The organism is Streptomyces sp. NPDC051322 (assembly GCF_040689485.1).
In the GTDB taxonomy this organism is placed as follows: domain Bacteria; phylum Actinomycetota; class Actinomycetes; order Streptomycetales; family Streptomycetaceae; genus Streptomyces.
This window is the reverse complement of the sequence record NZ_JBFBAK010000001.1, coordinates 145,445-160,817: the sequence shown is the minus strand read 5'-3', so window position 1 is coordinate 160,817 and position 15,373 is coordinate 145,445. Positions and strand designations below refer to the sequence as shown.

The 15,373-nt window shown below is 67.7% G+C and carries 13 protein-coding genes; 11 read left to right on the top strand and 2 right to left on the bottom strand.

The window, feature by feature from the left end; genetic code table 11:
• Positions 1–257: 257 nt before the first annotated feature.
• Positions 258–1,244: a TerC/Alx family metal homeostasis membrane protein gene (locus AB0436_RS00790; protein WP_366465470.1), complete on the top strand. Its 987-nt coding sequence runs from the start codon at positions 258–260 to the stop codon at positions 1,242–1,244.
• 28 nt (positions 1,245–1,272) lie between these two features.
• Here the strand turns inward: AB0436_RS00790 and AB0436_RS00785 are convergent, their stop codons facing one another.
• The gene (locus AB0436_RS00785; RefSeq protein WP_366465469.1) at positions 1,273–1,929 is read right to left on the bottom strand and encodes an MBL fold metallo-hydrolase; all 657 of its coding nucleotides are present in this window, start codon (positions 1,927–1,929) and stop codon (positions 1,273–1,275) included.
• Between the two features lie 28 nt (positions 1,930–1,957).
• Positions 1,958–2,578: a maleylpyruvate isomerase family mycothiol-dependent enzyme gene (locus AB0436_RS00780; protein ID WP_366465468.1), complete on the bottom strand. Its 621-nt coding sequence runs from the start codon at positions 2,576–2,578 to the stop codon at positions 1,958–1,960.
• A gap of 187 nt (positions 2,579–2,765) precedes the next feature.
• On the opposite strand from AB0436_RS00780, the gene uvrA reads away from it, so the two are divergent.
• From uvrA to secG, 10 genes are all read left to right on the top strand, one after another.
• A complete protein-coding gene (uvrA, locus tag AB0436_RS00775) occupies positions 2,766–5,822 on the top strand; it encodes an excinuclease ABC subunit UvrA (protein ID WP_366465467.1) in 3,057 nt (1,018 codons plus the stop codon).
• A gap of 437 nt (positions 5,823–6,259) precedes the next feature.
• On the top strand, positions 6,260–6,682 hold the full coding sequence (locus AB0436_RS00770; protein ID WP_366465466.1) for a Rieske (2Fe-2S) protein: 423 nt from the start codon (positions 6,260–6,262) through the stop codon (positions 6,680–6,682).
• Between the two features lie 58 nt (positions 6,683–6,740).
• Entirely contained in the window at positions 6,741–8,720 is a 1,980-nt protein-coding gene (uvrC, locus tag AB0436_RS00765) for an excinuclease ABC subunit UvrC (RefSeq protein ID WP_366465465.1), read from the top strand.
• Positions 8,713–9,651, top strand: coding sequence for an RNase adapter RapZ (rapZ, locus tag AB0436_RS00760; protein WP_366465463.1), 939 nt, complete (start codon positions 8,713–8,715; stop codon positions 9,649–9,651). The genes uvrC and rapZ overlap by 8 nt, the downstream gene beginning before the upstream one ends.
• Positions 9,648–10,676, top strand: coding sequence for a uridine diphosphate-N-acetylglucosamine-binding protein YvcK (yvcK, locus tag AB0436_RS00755; RefSeq protein WP_366465462.1), 1,029 nt, complete (start codon positions 9,648–9,650; stop codon positions 10,674–10,676). The genes rapZ and yvcK overlap by 4 nt, the downstream gene beginning before the upstream one ends.
• Complete coding sequence (whiA, locus tag AB0436_RS00750; RefSeq protein ID WP_365855689.1) at positions 10,667–11,656, top strand: DNA-binding protein WhiA; 990 nt, start codon at positions 10,667–10,669, stop codon at positions 11,654–11,656. Before yvcK ends, whiA begins: the two co-directional genes overlap by 10 nt.
• Positions 11,657–11,879: 223 nt before the next feature.
• Entirely contained in the window at positions 11,880–12,884 is a 1,005-nt protein-coding gene (gene gap, locus AB0436_RS00745; RefSeq protein WP_366465460.1) for a type I glyceraldehyde-3-phosphate dehydrogenase, read from the top strand.
• 120 nt (positions 12,885–13,004) lie between these two features.
• On the top strand, positions 13,005–14,216 hold the full coding sequence (locus AB0436_RS00740) for a phosphoglycerate kinase (RefSeq protein ID WP_366465459.1): 1,212 nt from the start codon (positions 13,005–13,007) through the stop codon (positions 14,214–14,216).
• A 5-nt stretch (positions 14,217–14,221) separates the two neighbouring features.
• Positions 14,222–15,010 (top strand): triose-phosphate isomerase, encoded by a 789-nt coding sequence (tpiA, locus tag AB0436_RS00735; RefSeq protein WP_366465458.1) that lies wholly within the window; start codon positions 14,222–14,224, stop codon positions 15,008–15,010.
• A 111-nt stretch (positions 15,011–15,121) separates the two neighbouring features.
• On the top strand, positions 15,122–15,352 hold the full coding sequence (gene secG / locus AB0436_RS00730; RefSeq protein WP_365855697.1) for a preprotein translocase subunit SecG: 231 nt from the start codon (positions 15,122–15,124) through the stop codon (positions 15,350–15,352).
• The last annotated feature ends 21 nt before the right edge of the window (positions 15,353–15,373 follow it).

Here is a 15,373-nt window from a genome sequence, read left to right as displayed (position 1 = left end):
AGCCCGGCATGTGCTGATCCAGGTCGCTGACCTGCCTCAATGCACAGACTTTGCTAACGCCTTTACCTTCTCTTGGTCATTCCTGTACTCTTACTTTGTGCGGAGGGGAGTACTCCCTAAGTGCGGCGTACCCGTCAATACGGACCGATACCGGTCCCGGGGCGCCGGCCCAATGCGCCGGTGGAGCGGCGTGGGTGGAGAAGACCTCCGGTAGCCACGACGCTGATCAAGTAGCCGTAGCAATCGCCGGAGGCGTGATGAATGTTTCCCTGACACTGTGGGCACTGACCATTCTCGGTCTGGGCGCACTGATCGCGGTCGACTTCGTCATCGGGCGCAAGCCCCATGACGTAGCGATCAAGGAAGCCGGGATCTGGACGGCGGTCTGGATCGGGCTGGCCGGGTTCTTCGGACTGGGTCTGCTGCTCTTCGGAGACAGCCAGGCATCCGGCGAGTTCTTCGCCGGCTTCATCACCGAGAAGTCGCTGAGCGTCGACAATCTTTTCGTCTTCATCCTGATCATGGCGAAGTTCTCGGTGCCGTCCCACCTCCAGCAGCGTGTGCTGCTTTTCGGCGTACTGATCGCTCTCGTCCTGCGCGCGGTGTTCATCGCGGCGGGAGCAGCGATCATCGCGAGTTTCTCGTGGGTGTTCTTCCTCTTCGGGGCGTTCCTGATCTACACCGCCTGGAAACTCATCCAGGAGGCGCGCTCCGGTGAGGAGGAGACGGAGTTCGAGGAGAACCGCCTGCTGAAGTCCATCGAACAGCGCCTCGGCGTTGCGGACAGGTACTACGGAACAAGGCTCTTCATCCAGCGGAACGGCAAGCGTGTCCTCACTCCGCTGATGGTGGTGATGCTCGCCATCGGTACCACCGACGTGCTCTTCGCGATGGACTCGATCCCCGCGATCTTCGGCCTCACCCAGGACCCGTACATCGTCTTCACGGCCAACGCCTTCGCGCTGATGGGCCTGCGGCAGTTGTACTTCCTCATAGGCGGCCTGCTCACCAAGCTGGTTCACCTCAGCTACGGGCTGTCGGTGATCCTGGGCTTCATCGGAGTCAAGCTGCTGCTGCACGCTTTGCACGAGTCGGGGGTGCATGTCCCCGAGATTTCCATACCGGTCTCGCTGGCTGTGATCTGCGGCGTACTGATCATCACTACCGTCACCAGCCTGGCGGCCAACCGGAAGCAGGCGGCGACAGAAGAGCCGAAGCAGGAGCGCATTGACGCAGGACGGTGAGGGGACGCCCTGTCGGGAGCCGACTGGTTCACCAGCCGCGGGCGCGCCACTCGCCGAGGTGTGGACGCTCACTGCCCAGAGTGGTGTCGTGCCCATGGCCCGGATAGACCCAGCTCTCGTCGGGCAGTTCCGCGAAGAGTTTCGCCTCGACGCCGTCCAGCAGGCTGGTGAAGGCCCGGGGGTCCTCGAAGGTGTTCCCGACCCCGCCGGGGAAGAGGCAGTCTCCGGTGAAGACGTGCGGGTGGCCGTGCGGATCGTCGTACACGAGCACGATGGAGCCCGGGGTGTGACCGATCAGTCGGCGGGCAGTCAGCGAGACCTGTCCTACCTCGATCGTGTCGCCGTCCTCGACCGGCACGTCGGTGGGTACCGGGATGCCCTCGGCGTCGTAGCGCCCGGCGTAGGTGCGGGCGCCGGTCGCCGCGACGACGGCCTCCAGCGACTGCCAGTGGTCGCCGTGCCGGTGGGTGGTCACCACGGAAGCGATCGAGTCGTCGCCGATCAGCTGAAGCAGTGTTCCGGTCTCATTGGCCGCGTCGATGAGCAACTGCTCACCGGTGGCCCGGCAGCGCAGCAGATATGCGTTGTTGTTCATCGGGCCGACAGCGACCTTGGAGATCATCAGAGCCGTCAGCTCGTGCACGTCCGCCCCGCCGCCGACCTTCACCGCTCCGCTGTACGTCATGCTGCCGAGTCTATGGCCGGGAGCGGCGCTAGAGCGGAGGGAGGACGGGCAGGGTGTCACCGGGAGCTTTGAGGCCGCTGCCGTCGCTGCGGCCGGACAGCCAGCCCAGGAGCGCCACGGGAGGTCCGGTGACCTCGGCAACGGCCGGGTCGGCGGAGAAGCGCTGCCGCAGAAAGTCGATCTGCCGCTCGGTGAACTCCGCGGGCAGGTCGTGCAGTTCGTAACCGATGTCCAGGTCGACATAGTGCAGGGCGACCTCGACCCAGCGCCGGAAGGGGATCCGGGCGGCCGAGTCCGTCACACCGTTGCGCAGGGTGACGGTGCGGGACCAGTCGGCGGGAAGAGCGGCCCGGGAGCGGAAGCGTGCCGCGCTGTCGCGCACGTCGTCCAGCTGCACGGCTGCCGCCCGGGTGGCATCGCGTTCGATGTCGGCGTCCCGGGCCTCGGCCGACTCGTACATCGGCAGCCCGGCGAGAACGTTGCCGAGCGCATCGGCGTTGTGGGCGATATGGGCCAGTACATGGCCGCGGGACCAGCCGGGGAGCCGTGACGGTTCGGCGACCGCGGCGTTGTCCAGTTCGGTGACGGCGGCGATGAGCCGCTCGGTCGTCTCGTCCAGGGACAGCAGGTCGCGTGCGTGATCAATCATGTGGCTGACGATAGATCCCCCACTCCTTCGGGTGAAGCTGTTCGCCGGAGTCCGTAAATCGAATGCACGTGCTATAGGCTCGTGAGAGACATCCAACAGGTGATCCCAAGACATCGCTGAGGCGCCCCCCATACCCTGGGAAGGGGGCTCCGCCCCTGCTTCTTCTCTCAGAAAGGTGCGGACCGGCGTGGCCGACCGTCTCATCGTTCGTGGCGCTCGCGAGCACAACCTCAAAAACGTCTCGATCGACCTCCCGCGTGACTCCCTGATCGTCTTCACCGGGCTCTCCGGATCGGGCAAGTCCTCCCTCGCGTTCGACACGATCTTCGCCGAGGGGCAGCGACGCTATGTCGAGTCGCTCTCCTCGTACGCCCGGCAGTTCCTCGGCCAGATGGACAAGCCCGATGTGGACTTCATCGAGGGTCTCTCGCCCGCGGTGTCCATCGACCAGAAGTCGACTTCGCGCAACCCGCGCTCGACGGTCGGCACCATCACCGAGGTATACGACTACCTGCGTCTGCTCTTCGCCCGCATCGGCAAGCCGCACTGCCCGCAGTGCGGTCGGCCCATCTCGCGCCAGTCACCGCAGGCCATCGTCGACAAGGTGCTCGAGCTCCCCGAGGGCAGCCGCTTCCAGGTGCTCTCGCCGCTCGTGCGCGAGCGCAAGGGCGAATTCGTGGACCTCTTCGCCGATCTCCAGACCAAGGGCTACAGCCGGGCCCGGGTGGACGGCGAGACCATCCAGCTCTCCGAACCGCCCACGCTCAAGAAGCAGGAGAAGCACACCATCGAGGTGGTCATCGACCGCCTCACGGTGAAGGACAGCGCGAAACGACGCCTGACCGACTCGGTGGAAACCGCACTCGGCCTGGCGGGCGGCATGGTCATCCTGGACTTCGTCGACCTGCCGGCCGACGATCCCGAGCGTGAGCGGATGTACTCCGAGCATCTCTACTGCGCCTACGACGATCTGTCCTTCGAGGAGCTGGAGCCACGCTCCTTCTCCTTCAACTCGCCCTTCGGCGCCTGCCCCGACTGCACCGGCATCGGTACGCGCATGGAGGTGGACCCCGAGCTGATCATTCCCGACGAGGACAAATCGCTCGACGAGGGCGCCATCTCGCCGTGGTCGCTGGGCCACACCAAGGAGTACTTCGCCCGGCTGGTCGGCGCGCTCGCCGATGAGCTCGGGTTCCGGACGGACATTCCGTGGGCCGGTCTGCCGCAGCGCGCCAGGAAGGCGCTGCTGTACGGACACAAGACCCAGATCGCGGTCCGCTACCGCAACCGCTACGGCCGGGAGCGTGCGTACACGACCTCCTTCGAAGGGGCCGTGCCGTTCGTCAAACGCCGCCACTCGGAGGCGGAGAGCGACTCGAGCCGCGAGCGCTTCGAGGGCTATATGCGCGAGGTGCACTGCCCCACCTGTGAGGGCACCCGACTGAAGCCCATCGTGCTCGCGGTCACCGTGATGGAGAAGTCCATCGCCGAGGTCGCCGCCATGTCGATCAGTGAATGCGCCGACTTCCTGGGCCGGCTGAAGCTCAATGCCCGCGACAAGAAGATCGCCGAGCGAGTGCTCAAGGAGGTCAACGAACGGCTGAAGTTCCTGGTCGACGTGGGCCTCGACTACCTCTCCCTGAACCGCGCCGCGGGCACTCTGTCGGGCGGTGAGGCGCAGCGCATCCGATTGGCCACCCAGATCGGCTCCGGCCTGGTCGGCGTGTTGTACGTCCTGGATGAGCCGTCCATCGGGCTGCACCAGCGTGACAACCACCGGCTCATCGAGACGCTGGTCCGGCTCCGGGACATGGGCAACACGCTCATCGTCGTCGAGCACGACGAGGACACCATCAAGGTCGCCGACTGGGTGGTCGACATCGGCCCCGGGGCCGGCGAGCACGGCGGCAAGGTGGTGCACTCCGGCTCCTTGAAGGAGCTGCTCACCAACGAGGAATCGCTGACCGGTCAGTACTTGGCGGGCAAGAGGTCGATCCCGATCCCCGATGTCCGCAGGCCGGTGGACCCGGGCCGGCAGCTGACGGTGCACGGTGCCCGTGAGAACAACCTGCAGGACATCGATGTGTCCTTCCCGCTGGGCGTGCTGACCGCGGTCACCGGTGTCTCCGGCTCCGGAAAGTCGACCTTGGTCAACGACATCCTCTACACCCACCTGGCGCGCGAGCTCAACGGTGCCCGTACGGTGCCCGGCAGGCACACCCGGGTGGACGGCGACGACCTCGTCGACAAGGTGGTCCATGTCGACCAGTCGCCCATCGGCCGCACCCCCCGCTCCAATCCGGCGACCTACACGGGCGTCTTCGATCACGTCCGCCGGCTCTTCGCGGAGACGATGGAGGCCAAGGTCCGCGGCTATCTGCCCGGCCGCTTCTCCTTCAACGTCAAGGGCGGTCGCTGTGAGAACTGCTCGGGTGACGGCACGATCAAGATCGAGATGAACTTCCTGCCGGATGTGTACGTCCCCTGCGAGGTCTGCCACGGGGCGCGCTACAACCGCGAGACACTGGAGGTCCACTACAAGGGCAAGTCCATTGCCGAGGTCCTCGATATGCCGATCGAGGAGGGCCTGGACTTCTTCGAGGCTGTCCCGACGATCGCCCGCCATCTGCGCACCCTCCATGAGGTCGGCCTCGGGTACGTCCGCCTCGGTCAGTCCGCGCCGACCCTGTCGGGTGGCGAGGCACAGCGGGTGAAGCTGGCGAGCGAGCTCCAGAAGCGCTCCACCGGCCGCACCGTGTATGTGCTGGACGAGCCCACGACCGGACTGCACTTCGAGGACATCAGCAAGCTCATCAACGTGCTGTCCGGTCTGGTCGACAAGGGGAACTCGGTGGTCGTCATCGAGCACAACCTGGACGTCGTCAAAACTGCGGACTGGGTCATCGACATGGGCCCCGAGGGCGGCAGCGGCGGTGGTCTGGTGATCGCCGAGGGCACCCCGGAACAGGTCGCCGGTATCCCGGCCAGCCACACCGGAAAGTTCCTGCGCGACATCCTCGACACCGAGCGGATCAGCGACGCGACCCCGCATAACAGGAAGGCGCCCACGAAGAAGGCGCCTGCGAAGAAGGCACCTGCGAAGAAGGCGCCTACGACGAAGGCGGCAGCCGCGAAAGCTTCCGCCGCGCAGGCATCGCCCACCGAAGCGATCTCATCCAAGGCCGTGCCCGCCCAGAAGACGGCGGTCGCCAAACGAGCGACCCGGGCTCGCCGCGCCTCTTGAGCGCGGAGACCGTGAGGAGAGACGACGGCGCCCGCCTCCGGGCCGAGCGCCGCGGTGCCGGGCCGCCGTGGTTTTCTACCACGGCGGCCCCGGCCTCTGGGGCGCCCTGGGCCATCGAGCCGACCGGGTGCCGGGCGTCCGTCACCCCCTTTGTCCGCGCGTGCGACATCGTGGAGGCTCGGGAGCAGAAACTCACCGGAGCGCCCATCCGTACCGGGCAGCGGCCCGCCGGGTGCGGCGGCGGCCTGCGGCACCAGGTCGGTCAGGGCTTCTGCGGCGGCGGTTATCACAGCGGCCGGAGCCAGCCGAAGATCCACGAGCCGTAAACGTCACCGGAGGGCGCCGGAAGTGTCCCGGATGTGCGCCGGTATCGTCGAGCGCGTCAGCCTGCCTGCGCATGCCTGCAAGCGACAGAGCAATGGAGCAAGGGAGCCACCATGTCCGACCTGCCCCCCGCCCGCCGTACCGTCCTCATGGGAGCAGCTCTCGCGGGGGCCGCCGGGCTCGGGCTCACCGCCTGCTCGGGCGGGGGCGGCACGTCGACGGGACCGGACAAGCCGGTCGACCTCGGCGCAGCGGACGCGGTGCCGGTCGGCGGCGTCAAGTACTACCGCGACGAGTTCCTGCTCGTGAGCCGCCCGAGCGCGGACGAGTACAAAGCGCTCTGGTCCCGCTGCACCCACCAGAACTGCCCGCTGCAGAAGATCGAGGGCAAAGTGGGCGTCTGCCCCTGCCACGGCAGCCGGTTCGACGTCACCAGCGGCAAGGTGCTGCACGGGCCGGCCGACCGTCCACTCTCCAAGGTTCCGGTCAAGGTTGTCGGCGGCAAGCTGATCGCAGGTCCCGACCAGAAGGCGTGACCGCCGAGGTCCCCGCAGCGGCCTCACGGTGTCAGTCCCCGCCAGTAGGGTGGGAGGCATGGCAGACCCCTCCAGTTACCGCCCCAAGCCGGGACAGATCCCCGACTCGCCGGGGGTCTACAAATTCCGCGACGAGCACCGCCGGGTGATTTACGTCGGGAAGGCGAAGAGCCTGCGCCCGCGCCTGTCCTCGTACTTCCAGGACCTGGCCAATCTTCATCCACGCACCCGCACGATGGTCACCACGGCTGCCTCCGTGGAGTGGACCGTCGTCGGCACCGAGGTCGAGGCGCTGCAGCTCGAGTACTCCTGGATCAAGGAGTTCGACCCCCGCTTCAACGTCAAGTACCGCGACGACAAAAGCTATCCGTCCCTCGCTGTGACCCTCAACGAGGAGTTCCCGCGGGTCCAGGTGATGCGGGGCCCCAAGAAGAAGGGGGTGCGGTATTTCGGTCCCTACGGCCACGCCTGGGCCATTCGCGAAACGGTCGACCTGATGCTGCGGGTCTTCCCGGTACGCACCTGCTCCGCCGGGGTGTTCAAGCGCTCCGCCCAGATCGGGCGGCCGTGTCTGCTCGGCTACATCGGCAAGTGCTCGGCGCCCTGTGTCGGCCGGGTCACCCCCGAGGAACACCGCGAACTGGCCGAGGAGTTCTGCGACTTCATGGCCGGCCGCACCGGTGCGTACATCCGCCGCATCGAGCAGGACATGCACCGGGCCGCCGAGGAGATGGAGTACGAGAAGGCGGCCCGGCTGCGCGACGACATAGAGGCGCTCAAGCGCGCCCTGGAGAAGAATGCCATCGTCTTCAACGACGCCACCGACGCCGATCTGATCGCCGTGGCCGAGGACGAACTCGAGGCCGCCGTGCAGATCTTCCACGTCCGAGGAGGCCGGGTCCGCGGCCAGCGCGGCTGGGTGACCGACAAGGTCGAGGCCGTGGACACCGCCGGCCTGGTGGAGCACGCGCTCCAGCAGTTGTACGGCGAGGAGAAGGGCGACGCGGTGCCCAAGGAAGTGCTGGTCCCCGCCCTGCCCGAGGAGGCCCTGGCCGTCACCCAGTGGCTCGCCGGCCGGCGCGGCTCCCAGGTCTCCCTGCGCATCCCGCAGCGCGGTGACAAGAAGGACCTGATGGCGACGGTCCAGCGCAACGCCCAGCAGGCCCTGGTGCTGCACAAGACCAAGCGGGCGTCCGACCTCACCACCCGTTCGCGGGCGCTGGAGGAGATCGCGGAGGCGCTGGCCCTGGACAGCGCGCCGCTGCGCATCGAGTGCTACGACATCTCCCATCTGCAGGGTGACGACGTGGTGGCCTCCATGGTGGTCTTCGAGGACGGCCTGGCCCGCAAGAGCGAGTACCGCCGCTTCCAGATCAAGAGCTTCGAAGGGCAGGACGACGTCCGCTCCATGCACGAGGTGATCACCCGGCGCTTCCGGCGTTATCTGCAGGACAAGGAGAAGACGGGGGAGTGGACCGAGGAGCAGACGGCGGATGCCGTCGAGGAGGACGGACGGCCCAAGCGGTTCGCCTACCCTCCCCAACTGGTCGTGGTCGACGGCGGCCGGCCCCAGGTGGCGGCGGCCGAGCGAGCTCTCGACGAGCTGGGCATCGACGATGTCGCCGTCTGCGGCCTCGCCAAGCGCCTCGAAGAGGTCTGGCTGCCCGATGACGAGGACCCGGTTGTGCTGCCCCGGTCGAGCGAAGGGCTCTACCTCCTCCAGCGGGTGCGTGACGAGGCGCATCGCTTCGCCATCACCTACCAGCGCGCCAAACGCGCCAAGCGTTTCAAGTCGAGTCCGCTGGACTCGGTCGCCGGACTCGGCGAGACCAGGAAACAGGCTCTGATCAAGCACTTCGGTTCGGTGAAGAAGCTGAAACAGGCGACAATCGAGGAGATCTGCGAAGTTCCCGGGATAGGCCGCAAGACGGCCGAGACCGTGGCCGTGGCCCTGGCACAGGCGGCTCCGGCCGCACCCGCCGTGAACACGGCGACAGGAGAGATCATGGAAGACAACGGGGACGGCACCGATGAATGACGAGCAGGAACGGGACGGAGCACACGTGAGTACGGGCAGCACGGGCACACCGGCCGAGGCCACCGAAGCGGCCATCCCGGAGCTGGTGATCATCTCCGGGATGTCCGGTGCGGGGCGTTCCACCGCTGCCAAATGTCTGGAGGACCTCGGCTGGTTCGTCGTCGACAACCTGCCGCCCGCCCTGATCCCCACCATGGTGGAGCTGGGCGCCCGCTCGCAGGGCAACGTGGCCCGCATCGCCGTCGTCGTCGACGTGCGCGGCCGCCGGTTCTTCGACAATCTCCGGGACTCCCTCGCCGATCTCGACGCCAAGCAGGTCACCCGGCGGATCGTCTTCCTGGAGTCCTCCGACGACGCTCTGGTGCGTCGCTTCGAGTCGGTCCGCCGGCCGCATCCGCTGCAGGGCGACGGCCGGATCACCGACGGCATCGCCGCCGAGCGCGATCTGCTGCGCGAGCTGCGCGGCGACGCCGACCTGGTGATCGACACCTCCAGCCTGAACGTGCACGAACTGCGCGCCAAGATGGACGCCCAGTTCGCCGGCGAGGAAGAGCCCGAGCTGCGGGCCACCGTCATGTCGTTCGGCTACAAGTACGGTCTGCCGGTCGACGCCGACCTGGTCGTCGACTGCCGCTTCCTGCCCAACCCGCACTGGGTTCCGGAACTGCGCCCCTTCACCGGGCTCAACGAGGAGGTCTCCGCCTACGTCTTCAACCAGCCAGGCGCCAAGGAGTTCCTCAACCAGTACAGCGAGCTGCTCCAGATCATCGCCAACGGTTACCGCCGTGAGGGCAAGCGTTATGTGACCATCGCGGTCGGCTGTACCGGCGGGAAGCACCGCTCGGTGGCGATGTCCGAGAAGCTCGCCGCCCGGCTGGCGTCGGAGGGGATCGAGACGGTGCTCGTCCACCGCGACATGGGGCGCGAGTGACGGGCCGGACGACGCCCAAGCTGCGTCGGGTGCGGCTGGTCCCCGGCCGTGCACGGCGTGGCGCCCAGCCGAAGGTCGTGGCCCTCGGCGGCGGCATGGGCCTGTCCGCCTCGCTCGCCTCGCTGCGCCGCATCACCGGCGATGTCACCGCGGTGGTCACCGTCGCGGACGACGGCGGCTCCAGCGGTCGGCTCCGTGAGGAGCTGGGTGTGCTGCCGCCCGGCGATCTGCGCAAAGCGCTCGCCGCGCTGTGCGGGGACGACGACTGGGGCCAGACCTGGGCGCGCGTCATCCAGCACCGTTTTCAGTCCCACGGTGACCTGCACGAACACGCGGTCGGCAATCTGCTGATCGTGGCCCTCTGGGAACAACTGGGCGACCATGTGCAGGCCCTTGACCTGGTCGGCAAGCTGCTCGGCGCGCACGGCCGGGTACTGCCGATGTCCGCGGTGCCGCTGGAGCTCCAGGCGCTGGTGCGGGGTCACGACCCGGACCGGCCCGACGACGTCGACACCGTCCGCGGACAGGCCACGGTGGCACTCACCCCCGGCGAGGTGCAGTCCGTGCATCTCGTCCCCAACGACCCGCCGGCTGTCCCGGAGGCTGTCGCCGCGGTGCTCGACGCGGACTGGGTGGTGCTCGGCCCCGGCTCCTGGTTCTCCTCCGTCATCCCCCATCTCCTGGTGCCCGAACTACTGGACGCACTGATCGAGACAAAGGCCCGCAAAGTCCTCTCGCTCAACCTCGCACCGCAACCCGGCGAAACCGATGGCTTCTCACCGCAGCGTCATTTGGAGGTTTTGGCCCGACACGCCCCTAAACTCGCCCTGGACGTGGTGCTCGCCGATGAGGCCGCCGTGCCCGACCGCGCATCTCTCGCCGAAGCCGCCAAGCGGCTCGGCGCGACGGTCGAGCTGGCGCCCGTGGCCTCGCCCGATGGCTCCCCGACGCATGACCGGGAGCTGCTGGCCGCCGCGTACGACCGTATTTTTCGGATGCATGGAAGGATCGGCCCATGGCGATGACGGCAGCGGTGAAGGACGAGATTTCCCGGCTTCCCGTCACCCGGACCTGCTGCAGGAAGGCGGAGGTCTCGGCGATTCTTCGGTTTGCCGGCGGTCTGCACCTGGTGAGCGGCCGGATCGTGATCGAGGCGGAGCTGGACACCGCGATGGCGGCGCGCAGGCTCAAGCGGGACATCCTGGAGATCTTCGGGCACAACTCCGAACTGATCGTGATGGCCCCCGGCGGACTGCGCAGAGGCAGCCGTTACGTCGTCAGGGTGGTGGCCGGCGGCGACCAGCTGGCGCGTCAGACCGGCCTGGTGGACGGCCGTGGCCGTCCGATCCGCGGCCTCCCCCCGCAGGTGGTCTCGGGGGCCACCTGCGACGCGGAGGCGGCCTGGCGCGGCGCCTTCCTGGCTCACGGCTCGCTCACCGAGCCGGGCCGCTCGTCCTCGCTGGAGGTGACCTGCCCCGGTCCCGAGGCGGCGCTCGCCCTGGTGGGCGCGGCCCGCAGGCTGCAGATCGCATCGAAGGCACGCGAAGTGCGAGGCGTGGACCGGGTCGTCGTCCGGGACGGCGATGCCATCGGCGCCCTGCTGACCCGGCTCGGTGCCCACGAGTCGGTGCTGGCCTGGGAGGAGCGGCGGATGCGCCGCGAGGTCCGCGCCACGGCGAACCGCCTCGCCAACTTCGACGACGCCAACCTGCGCCGCTCGGCACGGGCCGCGGTCGCCGCCGGAGCCCGGGTGCAGCGTGCACTGGAGATCCTCGCCGACGAGGTACCCGAGCATCTCGCGGCGGCGGGCCGCCTGCGGATGGAGCACAAGCAGGCGTCCCTGGAGGAACTGGGCGCCCTGGCCGATCCGCCGCTGACCAAGGATGCCGTGGCCGGCCGTATCCGCCGGCTGCTGGCGATGGCGGACAAGCGGGCCCAGGACCTGGGCATCCCCGGCACCGAGTCGACGCTCTCCGAGGAGTTGGACGACAGCCTGGTCGGCTGAGCCGACCGACGGAGCGCGAGGCGACCGACCGGGTACGCACGCGGTGCCGCGATCCGTATCTCTACTGGTGGGTACGGGTTATCGGGCCGTGTGCGGATTTCCGTACGGACATGTTCGATATGACCCTGAGGGCTCCGGAGAGGTAGGGTCGGAGGCGGTCGGGGACATCCCATACAACTCGCCGTGGCGTCGAAACCCGGCGTACCAACGAGGAGATCGGTTCGTGACGATCCGCGTAGGCATCAACGGCTTCGGCCGCATCGGGCGCAACTACTTCCGCGCGCTGCTGGAGCAGGGTGCGGACATCGAGATCGTGGCTGTCAACGACCTGGGTGACACTGCGACCACCGCCCACCTGCTGAAGTACGACACCATCCTCGGCCGTCTCAAGGCCGACGTCTCGCACACCGCAGACACCATCACCGTCGACGGTCGCACCATCAAGGTGCTGTCCGAGCGCAACCCGGCCGACATCCCCTGGGGCGAGCTGGGCGTCGACATCGTCATCGAGTCGACCGGCTTCTTCACGAAGAAGGCCGATGCCGAGAAGCACATCGCGGGCGGCGCCAAGAAGGTCCTCATCTCGGCTCCGGCCAAGGGCGAGGACATCACCATCGTGATGGGCGTCAACCAGGACAAGTACGACGCGGCCAACCACCACGTCATCTCCAACGCCTCCTGCACCACCAACTGTGTGGCGCCGATGGCCAAGGTTCTCCTGGAGAACTTCGGCATCGTCAAGGGCATGATGACGACGGTCCACGCGTACACCAACGACCAGCGCATCCTGGACTACCCGCACTCGGACCTGCGTCGCGCCCGTGCCGCAGCCGAGAACATCATCCCGACCACCACGGGTGCCGCCAAGGCCACCGCCCTGGTCATCCCGGAGCTCGAGGGCAAGCTCGACGGCATCGCGATGCGCGTCCCGGTTCCGACCGGCTCCGTCACCGACCTCGTCATCGAGCTGGAGCGCGAGGTGACCAAGGACGAGGTCAACGCCGCGTTCCAGAAGGCGTCCGAGGGACAGCTCAAGGGTCTCCTCGAGTACACCGAGGACCCGATCGTCTCCTCCGACATCGTCAACTGGCCGGCCTCCTGCACCTTCGACTCCTCCCTGACCATGGTCCAGGGCAAGAACGTCAAGGTCATCGGCTGGTACGACAACGAGTGGGGCTACTCCAACCGTCTGGTCGACCTGACCGTCTTCGTCGGCGGCCAGCTCTGATCAGCAGGTAGACACCTCGATGTGAGCACGGGGCTCGGACCGCGCAAGGAAGCGCGGCCGGGCCCCGTCGCCTGTCCCGATCTGTTGCCTGTCCGGATTGTCCAAGGAGTCCAGGAACTCATGAAGACCATCGACGAACTTCTCGCCGAAGGGGTCGCGGGCAAGCGGGTATTCGTCCGCGCCGACCTCAACGTGCCGCTCTCCGGCACCACCATCACCGACGACGGCCGGATCCGTGCCGTCCAGCCGACGGTGGCCAAACTCGCCGAGGCCGGCGCGCGCGTCGTCGTCGCCTCCCACCTCGGCCGCCCCAAGGGCGCACCGGACCCGGCGTTCTCGCTGGCCCCCGCTGCCGCCCGTCTCGGCGAACTCCTCGGCGCCGACGTCGCGTTCGCGACCGACACGGTCGGCGACTCCGCCCGCGCCACGGTCGCCGCCCTCACCGACGGCCAGGTCGCCGTCATCGAGAACCTCCGCTTCAACGCCGGCGAGACCTCGAAGGACGACGCCGAACGCGGCGCCTTCGCGGACCAGCTGGCCGAGCTGGCCGATGTGTATGTCGGCGACGGCTTCGGAGCCGTGCACCGCAAGCACGCATCCGTCTTCGACCTGCCTGCCCGGCTTCCGCACGCCGCGGGCTACCTCATCGCGACCGAGGTCGGCGTGCTCAAGAAGCTGACATCGGACGTCAAGCGTCCGTACGCGGTGGTGCTCGGCGGCGCCAAGGTGTCCGACAAGCTGGGTGTGATCGACCACCTGCTGGAGCGGGCCGACCGCATCCTCATCGGCGGCGGTATGGCCTACACCTTCCTCAAGGCCCAGGGCCACGAGGTCGGCAGCTCGCTCCTCCAGGAGGACCAGATCCCGGTGGTGCTGGAGTATCTGAAGCGCGCCAAGGAAAAGGGCGTGGAGTTCGTGCTCCCCATCGACGTCGTGGTCTCCGAGCAGTTCCCGGACCTCAAGGCCAAGGCCGCGACCCACCCCGCCGCCGTGGCGGCGGATGCGATCCCGGCCGGCCAGATGGGCCTGGACAACGGTCCCGCGACCAACAAGCTGTACGCCTCGAAGCTCGCCGACGCGGCCACCGTCTTCTGGAACGGCCCGATGGGCGTCTTCGAGCACCCCGACTACGCGGACGGCACCAGGGCCGTGGCGCAGGCGCTTCTCGACAGCTCCGCGTTCACGGTCGTCGGCGGTGGCGACTCCGCCGCGGCGGTCCGCATCCTGGGCTTCGACGAAAACGAATTCGGACATATTTCGACCGGTGGCGGCGCGAGTCTCGAGTATCTCGAGGGCAAGACGCTTCCCGGCCTCGCCGCACTGGAGGGCTGAACCCAATGAGCGTCAACGATCAAGGCCGCATCCCGCTGATGGCGGGCAACTGGAAGATGAACCTCAACCACCTCGAGGCCATCGCGCACGTCCAGAAGCTCTCCTTCGGGCTCACCGACAAGGACCACGACGCGGTGGAGGTGGCGGTCCTGCCGCCCTTCGTGGACCTGCGCTCCGTCCAGACCCTGGTCGACGGTGACAAACTGAAGATCAAGTATGGCGCCCAGGACATCTCGGCGCACGACTCGGGCGCCTACACCGGCGAGATCTCCGGACCCATGCTGGCCAAGCTGAAGTGCACCTTCGTGGCCGTCGGGCACAGCGAGCGCCGGCAGTACCACGCCGAGAACGACGAGATCTGCAACGCCAAGGTCAAGGCCGCCTACCGGCACGGGCTCACCCCGATCCTGTGTGTCGGCGAGGGCCTGGACATCCGCAAGGCCGGCCGCCAGGTCGCGTACACGCTGGAGCAGCTCGACGGGGGCCTGAAGGACATCCCGGCCGAGCAGGCCGAGTCGATCGTGATCGCCTACGAGCCGGTCTGGGCGATCGGTACCGGCGAGGTCGCCACCCCCGAGGACGCGCAGGAGGTCTGCGGAGCGATCCGCGCGCGGCTGGCCGAGCTGTACTCGCAGGAGCTGGCCGACAAGGTCCGCATCCAGTACGGCGGCTCGGTGAAGTCCGGAAACGTCGCCGCGATCATGGCGCAGCCGGACGTGGACGGTGCGCTGATCGGTGGCGCCGCTCTGGACGCCGACGAGTTCGTCAAGATCGTCCGGTTCCGCGACCAGTGAGTATGCGGTAGCGCGGATCCGTCGTACCCTTGCGGGGCCGAGACGGCTGGCACCAGCCGTCCGGCCCCGATGTCCGTATTGAGCTCCGAGGAAGTTGGTCCAGCCGTGATTATGGGGTTCTCGATCGCCCTGATCGTCTTCAGCCTGCTGCTGATGCTGCTGGTGCTGATGCACAAGGGAAAGGGCGGCGGTCTCTCCGACATGTTCGGTGGCGGCATGCAGTCGTCCGTCGGCGGCTCCTCGGTCGCCGAGCGCAACCTCGACCGCATCACCGTGGTGCTCGGCATCGGGTGGTTCGCGTGCATTGTCGTACTGGGTCTGCTGATGAAGCTGAACCGCTGACCTTCCGGCATCTTGCGTTCT

Bases quoted from the DNA above. Each gene is read 5' to 3' on its own strand.
- rapZ (WP_366465463.1), top strand. From the start codon at position 8,713: ATGAATGACGAGCAGGAACGGGACGGAGCACACGTGAGTACGGGCAGC.
- AB0436_RS00780 (WP_366465468.1), bottom strand. From the start codon at position 2,578: ATGATTGATCACGCACGCGACCTGCTGTCCCTGGACGAGACGACCGAG.
- uvrC (WP_366465465.1), top strand. From the start codon at position 6,741: ATGGCAGACCCCTCCAGTTACCGCCCCAAGCCGGGACAGATCCCCGAC.
- AB0436_RS00785 (WP_366465469.1), bottom strand. From the start codon at position 1,929: ATGACGTACAGCGGAGCGGTGAAGGTCGGCGGCGGGGCGGACGTGCAC.
- secG (WP_365855697.1), top strand. From the start codon at position 15,122: ATGGGGTTCTCGATCGCCCTGATCGTCTTCAGCCTGCTGCTGATGCTG.
- whiA (WP_365855689.1), top strand. From the start codon at position 10,667: ATGGCGATGACGGCAGCGGTGAAGGACGAGATTTCCCGGCTTCCCGTC.
- AB0436_RS00770 (WP_366465466.1), top strand. From the start codon at position 6,260: ATGTCCGACCTGCCCCCCGCCCGCCGTACCGTCCTCATGGGAGCAGCT.
- tpiA (WP_366465458.1), top strand. From the start codon at position 14,222: ATGAGCGTCAACGATCAAGGCCGCATCCCGCTGATGGCGGGCAACTGG.
- AB0436_RS00790 (WP_366465470.1), top strand. From the start codon at position 258: ATGAATGTTTCCCTGACACTGTGGGCACTGACCATTCTCGGTCTGGGC.
- AB0436_RS00740 (WP_366465459.1), top strand. From the start codon at position 13,005: ATGAAGACCATCGACGAACTTCTCGCCGAAGGGGTCGCGGGCAAGCGG.